The organism is Microbispora sp. GKU 823, assembly GCF_002027145.1.
GTDB lineage: Bacteria > Actinomycetota > Actinomycetes > Streptosporangiales > Streptosporangiaceae > Microbispora > Microbispora siamensis.
On record NZ_MWJN01000186.1, the window covers coordinates 1 to 7921 of the forward strand.

At 68.9% G+C, this 7921-nt stretch carries 8 protein-coding genes and 1 pseudogene; 6 read left to right on the plus strand and 3 right to left on the minus strand.

Going from position 1 to position 7921, the window contains the following annotated elements:
* Window positions 1–129 precede the first annotated feature (129 nt).
* Window positions 130–627 (minus strand): hypothetical protein, encoded by a 498-nt coding sequence (locus tag B1L11_RS43395; RefSeq protein WP_079320975.1) that lies wholly within the window; start codon window positions 625–627, stop codon window positions 130–132.
* Here B1L11_RS43395 and B1L11_RS43400 point away from each other — a divergent pair.
* Window positions 619–807, plus strand: coding sequence for a hypothetical protein (locus B1L11_RS43400; RefSeq protein WP_079320976.1), 189 nt, complete (start codon window positions 619–621; stop codon window positions 805–807). The genes B1L11_RS43395 and B1L11_RS43400 overlap by 9 nt on opposite strands.
* A gap of 45 nt (window positions 808–852) precedes the next feature.
* Here the strand turns inward: B1L11_RS43400 and B1L11_RS43405 are convergent, their stop codons facing one another.
* Window positions 853–1806 (minus strand): helix-turn-helix transcriptional regulator, encoded by a 954-nt coding sequence (locus tag B1L11_RS43405; protein WP_079320977.1) that lies wholly within the window; start codon window positions 1804–1806, stop codon window positions 853–855.
* A 139-nt stretch (window positions 1807–1945) separates the two neighbouring features.
* On the opposite strand from B1L11_RS43405, the gene B1L11_RS53490 reads away from it, so the two are divergent.
* Window positions 1946–2251, plus strand: coding sequence for a hypothetical protein (locus tag B1L11_RS53490; protein WP_256863416.1), 306 nt, complete (start codon window positions 1946–1948; stop codon window positions 2249–2251).
* 361 nt (window positions 2252–2612) lie between these two features.
* On the opposite strand, the pseudogene B1L11_RS55650 reads toward B1L11_RS53490, so the two are convergent.
* A pseudogene (locus tag B1L11_RS55650) lies at window positions 2613–2774 on the minus strand (hypothetical protein); the annotation flags it as partial.
* Between the two features lie 700 nt (window positions 2775–3474).
* Here B1L11_RS55650 and B1L11_RS43420 point away from each other — a divergent pair.
* The 4 genes from B1L11_RS43420 to B1L11_RS43435 all read left to right on the plus strand — a co-directional run.
* Window positions 3475–5634 carry a hypothetical protein gene (locus B1L11_RS43420; RefSeq protein ID WP_218671684.1) on the plus strand — a complete coding sequence of 720 codons (2160 nt, stop codon included), beginning with the start codon at window positions 3475–3477 and terminating at the stop codon, window positions 5632–5634.
* A 147-nt stretch (window positions 5635–5781) separates the two neighbouring features.
* Complete coding sequence (locus B1L11_RS43425) at window positions 5782–6480, plus strand: cupredoxin domain-containing protein (RefSeq protein WP_079320980.1); 699 nt, start codon at window positions 5782–5784, stop codon at window positions 6478–6480.
* Window positions 6441–7175 (plus strand): multicopper oxidase family protein, encoded by a 735-nt coding sequence (locus B1L11_RS43430; protein WP_079320981.1) that lies wholly within the window; start codon window positions 6441–6443, stop codon window positions 7173–7175. The genes B1L11_RS43425 and B1L11_RS43430 overlap by 40 nt, the downstream gene beginning before the upstream one ends.
* Before the next feature lie 97 nt (window positions 7176–7272).
* Window positions 7273–7921, plus strand: a 649-nt coding sequence (locus tag B1L11_RS43435) for a YcnI family protein (protein ID WP_218671685.1), incomplete at its 3' end; no start/stop codon positions are given.

Here is a 7921-nt window from a genome sequence, read left to right on the forward strand (position 1 = left end):
CCATCTTCAACTACGCCACCCAATCCCTGGGCGGCGCCGTCACCGTCAACCGCTTCGACCTCACCACCCCGTAACACGACCACCGGCGGTACGCCGCCGACGTCTCGAGCGTCCGGCCGGCGTCTGTGGTCAGAGTCCGATGCTGCGGCTGCCGAGGTGCTTGGCCGTGGTGGCCGGGCATCGGGCCAGTAGGGCAGGGAGCCCCTGTGCTGGATGTACACGGTCCCGTCGGCGTTCCAGCCGGCCGGCCAGCCGGGTGATGTAGCTGCGGTGGCTGAAGGTGCGCTGGGCCAGGTCGGACTGGTTGCCGCTGTCACGGATGAGGTTGTACGGCCACACCGGCTCCAGGCCGAGGTTCTCGACGTTGTGCTTGGCGGCGGTGGGCTGCGCGGACAGGGCGAGCATGTCGTTCCCGGCCGAGTCGGCGGACGGGCCGAGCACCTGGGTCTGCCCGAAGTCGGTGCGGGGCAGTGGCCGGATCTTCGGGATCGCCGCCTGGAGCCTCGTCACCAGGTCGGCGTCCACGCCGAGCGTCTGGGCCGCCTGCGCCGTCACCGGGAACAGCGCCTGCATCGCGGCCATGTCGATGATCGGGTCGTTGACCGACCACTGCGTCTCGTGAACCACGACAGCGTGCTCGCGGCCAGGTCCGCCGAGGAGCGGGTCAGGTCGCCGCCCAGCAGGGTGGTCGCCGTGGTCAGCGCGTTGCCGCCCTTCCAGCCCGGGGACACCACGATCACCCGGAACGACGCACGGGCGATGACGTTCACGCCCGGCGACTCCGTGATCGTCCTCGCCGAGCACTGAGCCCGGCCGTCCCCACCGCACCCGCCGAGGCCGGCGCGGCGGCGCTCAGCGGTTGGCGGAGTCGCCGGCCAGCAGCGCCGAGCCCAGAGGAGTGAGCGCGTGCAGGACCGCGCCGCCCAGCCGGGTGGTCGAGATCAGCCCGGCGTTGCGCAGCACGGTCGCGTGCTCACTGGCGGACGCGCGTGAGATGGCGAGCCGGTCGGCCAGCGCGCTGGTGGTGGCCGGGTGCCGCAACGCGGCCAGGACGGCCGCCCGTGTACGGCCGAGCAGGGGACCGAGCGCGTCAGTCGCGGTCGCCGGGCGGTCTCCCGAATACATGGGATACACCAGCACCGTCGAGTCGCCGGGCCGGTACATCAGGAGGGGGCCGGGGGCGAAGTACGACGGGACCAGCAGCAGCCCGCGCCCGCACAGCTCGACGTCGTATTCACCCACCGCCCGCACGTGCAGGACTGGCGGGTCCCAGCGGCAGTGGGCGATCAGGGTCGCGAGCAGGGCGTCGGTGCCGCCACGCAGCAGCGTCTCGGCGCGCAGGGCCCGATCGGCGGCGGCGGTGTCGCATACCCGCGGCCACCACAGCGCCAGTGAGGAGGAGAAGTAGCCGTACAAGTCGTCGGTGAGCGTCTGCCATGCGGCGGATTCGCCCTCGGCCAGCCCGCGCCGCCACGATCCCCCGGCCCGCGGGAGCCGGTCGAGATCGGCCGCCAGCGACCCGGCCGGTGTCCTCCTGGCAAGTTCCACACCTTCGGACAGGTCGCCGGCGTCCGGCTGGAGCAGGAAGTCCGGCAGGAACCCCTGCTCCGGGACCACGTCCAGCAGCACTCCGGCGCGCGCCTTCACGGTGCCGTCCACCGATCGGCGCCATTCCCTGACATCGGGTCTCGACCAGCGCATGCCGGGTGGCCTGCGAACGCTGAGGGCGGTCTCCAGCAGTGCGTTCGGGGCGGGCGCGAAGGTGATCCGGCGCAGGTCGGCGGCGGTGAAACGCAGGCGCATCATATGGGCTCATTCTTCTCGGCGGCACCGGGATGGGAAGGCCTTTCGGTGAGGACCGAAAGGCGTTGTCCCCTCCGTTCCTGCCTGGACACAGTTGACCCGGAAGTCGATCCCTCAGTCATCGGAGGATGCGTTGCCCAACATGACGCGCAGACGTACCGCCTTGTCCACTGTCACCCGCCGGCGGCTCGCGGGGGTGGCCGCCGCGACGGCGGCCCTCATGGCGGCGACCCTGCTCTCCACCCCCGCACCTGCCTCGGCCCAGGTCACGGCAAACAAGTGCGGGCTGCCGACCTCCGCACGCCCGAACAGCACCTTCATCGAGTCGTTCTACGACTGCAACCAGTGCAAGGCGACGGCCGCATACGACCAGAGGACGTTCGGCGGCACTTTCTACTGCACCTACAACCCGAGCAACGGGCTGACCGACGAACACCGCCAGTGGTGATCCCCCCAGTGGTGTGATGAGCCCGGCTCCCGGACGGGGAGCCGGGCTCGGCCGCCTGCGACCGTGCCTGCCGGCCACGCTGCTCACGCTCCTCATGTCCGGAGTGCTCGGCGTGGCGGCGGGCGCGGTCGCCGACCCGCGGCGCCCTGAGCCGACGGGCACCCTCGGGATACAGCGGCCCGTCATCGGTATCGATCATTGTGCCGTCGCCAACCCACAGCACGTTCGGCGTGACCGCGGTGAATGTGCGGCCGACCAGGTCTGGCGCCGCTCGCCGTTTGCCCTGCTGGGGCAGCGATCGGCGCTTCTTGGGCGGGCGGCCGGCCAGCCCGAGCTCGGCCATCCGGCCCGCGACGGTGTTCTCCGACACCGTCCAGCCCCCGGCGTGCAGGTCCTGGTGATCCGGGGGCGAGCCGTACGTGCCGCCCGATGCCGCAAACAGGCGCTTGATCTCCTCATCCAGGCGCACCCGCCGCTGCTCACGCCGGTCTGGCCGATGCGTTTCTTCCACTTGTAGAACCACGACTGCGACACCCCCAGTGCCCGGCAGGAGGTGGCGTGGTCGATGCCGTGGTCGGTCTTCTGAGAGCAGATGAAGGCCGCCACGCTCACCGGCCCATCGCCTCTTTCACCCACAAGACCACTGAGCGCTTGAGAACATCGCGCTCGTCTTCCAGCTCAGCGCGGTCCTTCTCCCACGCGGCCTTTGGCGTCTCATGAGTAGTGAAGGGTGCCGGTGTGTGTCACGCCGTGCGTCCCGTCGCCGGCAATGGAGTAATCGGTGGACCCTGGCCGTTGGGCCACGTTACGCGGCTTGTTTCGGGTTTGTTGCGTCCGTTGTAGGCCGTTTGTATTTGTCCATCAGCCGCCTGAGCGGCGCAAATCCCGCTCTGGGCAGTTCGACCTGAGCTTGGTACTGAACCAACCCGATTCACGGACCCCGCCGCGCCACGTTGAGGCGTTCGTAACCGTGTTGCGCGTGAGCGCGCATTCACGGCGAGTTAACTGCGCCTAGTCGCGGCGTGAAACATCCGGCTGGCGTCATCGATCTCACCCCACTTCAGGAGGAGTGCATGCATTCTCCCCCACGCGGCATTCTCGCCGCTCGACGCCGGGCCAATCGACGACGGCTGGCTTGGCTGCTGACCCCGATCCTGGTTTTCGTAACAATTGGGGTCAATCCTTCCTCATCCCAGGCGATTCCGATCGGTGTAGGAACGCCGGTGCAATTCACGCTCACCGACAACCAGGGTGCGTGGTTCGACACCGGTGCGACGCTGTTCGGCACGCGGTCGCTCGGCGTCGCCGTGACGCCGCGGACCAAGCTCGCGTCGCTGCCGCTGAACACCGACACGCTGCTCAACGGTGATCTCGGCGGCGGCCTGCTCAACCTGCCGCTGCTCAACGGCAACGCACCGCTGGTCGGCAGCCTCGGTGTGAACGTCAACAGCCTGCTCAACCTCGACCAGCTGAACTCGGCGGTCGACGCGGCGGGCGGCGCGCTCGGATTCCTGAACCCAACGATTCAGCGTGCCAAGACGCAGATCAATCAGCTCAGCCAGCAGCTGTCGACGGTGCCGGACAGCAGCGCCGTCCCGCTCGGCAGCCTGCCCGTGGGGCTCGACCTGATGCGCACGCTCAACGAGGTCGCCGCGCTGGCGCCCACGGACCTGAGCCTCGCGCCGAAGGCGAAGTTCGCGGTGGCGGCACCGGCGGCCGCCTCGGCCCACTCGGTGACCAGCCTGATCTGGCCGGTCGGCGCGCAGCCGCTCGACGAGAACAGTGCGTTCATCGGCAACGTCGAGGCCAACCTGACCGAACCGGGCCTGTACGCGTGGGTCTGCAAGATCCACCCGTACATGCTCGGCGCTGTGGTCGTGGACGACCCGCTCACACCCGGCCTGGACTTCGGCAAGAAGCTCAACGTCAACGTCAAGGGCGGCATCGTCGTGCCCAGCTCGGCCGACGTGGTGCAGGAGCTCGTGCAGAAGTTCTTCCGGATCACCACGCCCGACAACTGGCAGGTCTACAGCAACACGCAGACCAAGAACTGGAACCCCTACTACCCGCCCGCGCCGATCCTGGAGTACGACGCGAACGAGCAGCCGGTGATCATCCCGAGCCTCGACGCGTACTACAACAGCAAGTTCAACGAGGGCGTCACGCTGCCCGCGCTAACCCAGCGGCCGAGCGTGCCCGGCGTCGGTGAGCTCTGGGTCGACACCCAGATGGAGCAGTACGCCGGCAAGGTCAAGTCCGGCGCGGCGACCAAGGTCGACGTGCAGAACTGGACCGTAGACCGGAAGGTGGCGCTACCACAGATCAACCTCAACAACCCGCACAATATGTGGTCGGACCGCGACGGAAAATACATCTATCAGACGGAATGGTTCTCCGACCGCCTGACCGTGTTCGACCGGACCACGGGTAAGCTCGTGCGAACTATCCAGGTCGGCCCGGACCCATCCCATGTGATGACCCGGACCGACACCGACCAGCTCCACGTCGCCATCAACGCCGGCAACGCGGTGGTCGAACTGAGTCCGGGTGCCACGCAGATCGACAGACGCATCCTGGTGCAGGGTCCCGGCAAGACACCGGCCCACCCGCACGCGCACTGGATGAGCGCCGACGGGCACACCATGGTCACGCCGAACGTCAACCACAACAACTCGACGATCGTCGACGTGCCGTCGGGCTCGATCCAGGAGGTGCAGACCGAGCAGCTGCCCATCGCGACCGGCATGATGCCGGACTCCTCGAAGTACTACGTGGCCAACTTCCTCGGCCAGAGCGTCTCCTGCATCTCGCTGGCCGGGCCGGCGTGCCACACCGACAGCGGCACGAGCGTCGGCTACAAGGCCATCAACCTGTGGGCGAACTACGACATGGTGACCGGGGCGACGACCGGGAGCTTCGGCGGCCTGCCGATCCAGATCCCGGTCAGCCCTGACGGCAACGTGGCGTTCGTGGCGAACACGCTCACGAGCAACATCGCCGTCATCGACACCAAGACCGACAAGGTCATCAAGTACCTGCCGTGCGACTCCGGCTGTCACGGCATCAACTTCGGTGCCAAGCGCGGCGGCGGCTACTACGCCTACGTGTCGAGCAAGTTCGCCAACACCCTCGCCGTGATCGACCCCGACCCCAACGGCGACGGCAACCCCGCCGACGCCACCATCGTCGGCAAGATGGTTCTCGACTCGGCCGCGGGCACCGCCGTGGATGACATCGTGACCGGCTACAACGGCATGGGCGGGCAGGGCGTCTTCCCCTACCCGATCGTCTACAACGGCTGGGTGCAGAACGCCACGCCGGAGATGGCGAACCAGCTCACGTGTGCCCAGCTCAACCCCATCAACACGGGGGTCTGCCAGTAACTGCGGGCCCGCACTGCGGGGGAGGGACCGTAAAGCGGACGGTCCCTCCCCCTGACCAGGGCCCCCAATCGCGCACCACCCACGCCGGTCCATTCGGCCGCCGACACGTGGGCGCGTGCATCCCACAGTAGACGAGGAAGTACACCCATGTCTGATACGACCGCGCCGGAGCCCTTCGCGGCCCTCCGGCGCGCCCTCTCCGACGCCTCGCCACCGGTACGGCGGCTGATGCTGATCGGCGTGATCGCGCTCTCGATCCTGGTCTCCGGCGCGGCACTGTTCGCGCCGAAGGCCGCGAACAGTGCCACGAACCACACGATCGCGATCAAGAACTTCGCGTTCACGCCGGACGTGCTCACGCTGGCACCCGGCGACACGGTCACGTTCGTCAACCAGGAGACAGACGGTACCGTCCACGCCATCCGCGGCGACTTCACGTCCCCGGACCTGCCGCCCGGGGCGAGCTTCATGGTCACCGTCACCGCCGCCGGCTCGTACAACTACTACTGCAGTTTCCACCCGTACATGACCGGCATCATCAACGCCGGAACGGCACCGCCGTCGCCGTCGCCGTCGCCGTCCCGGTCACCGAGCGCGAGCCCGTCGCCGACCCCGAGCCGTTCGCCCGGCGGCAGCCCGTCGCCGAGTGGCAGCCCGGGCGCGAGCCCGAGCCCGAGCGTCACCCCGACGACGCCGGCGCCCGGCTCCGCGCCCTGCGACAACCCGGTCCTCGGCGCGACCAGGGCGATGGCACCCGGCTGGCCGCCTACGATCTGGTCGGCACCGTCAAGGTGTTCAAGCTGTGCATGTCGCAGACCGACTGGGAGGTCTCGCCCGGGGTGGTGAAGCAGGCGTACACGTTCAACGGCATAGTGCCCGGCCCCACCATCAAGGTCAACGAGGGCGACCAGGTGCGGGTCATCGTGCAGAACGACCTGCCGGAGCACACGGCGGTGCACTGGCACGGCATGCAACTGCCGAACGCGCAGGACGGCGTGCCGGACATCACCCAGCCGCACATCATGCCCGGCAAGACCTACACGTACGAGTGGACCGCCAAGTCGACCGGCACGCACTGGTACCACTCGCACATGGGTGGCGGCCAGGTCGGCCGGGGCCTCTACGGCGCGCTCCTGGTGACCCCGACGCTGGGCGACATCGCCGCCGACAAGCACTACACCATCGAGATCGGCGACGGTTCCAACGGGTTCACCTTCAACGGCAAGTCGTACCCGGCGACCGTGCCGCTGACGGCGGCGGTCAACCAGAAGGTCCACGTCCGGCTGATCGGCACGGGCCCCGAGATGATCCACCCGATGCACCTACACGGGGTGCCGTTCCAGGTCGTGGCCCAAGACGGCAACAAGCTCGCCTCACCGTACACCGTGGACACGCTCAACGTCGGCGTCGGACAGACGTACGACATCGTGTTCCAGCCCAAAGAGCCCGGGAAGTGGTTGCTGCACTGCCACATCTTCTCCCACTCCGAGGGACCCAACGGCATGATCGGCCTCGTGACGATCGTCAATGTAACGCCGTAATCGCCGGCTGAACCCGCCTCCGAACCCGTGCCGGTCAGCCGTGAGCGCACCTGGCCGGCACGGGCTCCACATACCGATACGCGCAAGGAGTCCGCGCATGAAGCCCATCCGTGCCGTCGCCGCGACGCTCGTCGCCGGCGTCGCCGTCCTGCTCGCCCTCACCTTGCCGGCGTGGGCCCACGTCACCGTTTCCCCCTCGGTCGCCACCACCGGCGGCCACGGCACGTTCGCGTTCAAGGTGCCCGACGAGCGCGCGGACGCGAAAACGACCCGCGTTGAGGTCGTCTTCCCGGAGAACGCCCAGCTCACCAGCGTCTCCCTGCGCCCCGTCCCGGGCTGGACGGCCACTGTCGCCACCCGGCAACTGCCGAACGCCGCGTCCGCCGGGCACGACGACGAGGCCGCCAACAAGGCCGTCACGGGCATCGTGTGGGAGGGCGGCGCCATCAAGCCCGGCGAGTTCCAGGTCTTCGAGGTGTCCCTCGGTCCGCTGCCCACCACGCCCGGCCAGCTCGTGTTCAAGGCGCTGCAGACCTACAGCGACGGTGAGGTCGTCCGCTGGATCGACATCCCGGAGGCCGGCGCGCCACGGCCCGAACACCCGGCGCCGGTGATCGACGTCAAGCCGGCGGACGCGCAGGCCAACGCGCCCGCCGCGGCCACCCCCCACCCCCACCGGCGACGGCGTCGCTCGCCTGCTCGGCTGGGCCGGCCTCGCGCTCGGCGCCCTCGCGCTGCTGACGGCG

Bases quoted from the DNA above. Each gene is read 5' to 3' on its own strand.
- B1L11_RS43425 (WP_079320980.1), top strand. From the start codon at position 5,782: ATGTCTGATACGACCGCGCCGGAGCCCTTCGCGGCCCTCCGGCGCGCC.
- B1L11_RS53490 (WP_256863416.1), top strand. From the start codon at position 1,946: ATGACGCGCAGACGTACCGCCTTGTCCACTGTCACCCGCCGGCGGCTC.
- B1L11_RS43405 (WP_079320977.1), bottom strand. From the start codon at position 1,806: ATGATGCGCCTGCGTTTCACCGCCGCCGACCTGCGCCGGATCACCTTC.
- B1L11_RS43430 (WP_079320981.1), top strand. From the start codon at position 6,441: ATGTCGCAGACCGACTGGGAGGTCTCGCCCGGGGTGGTGAAGCAGGCG.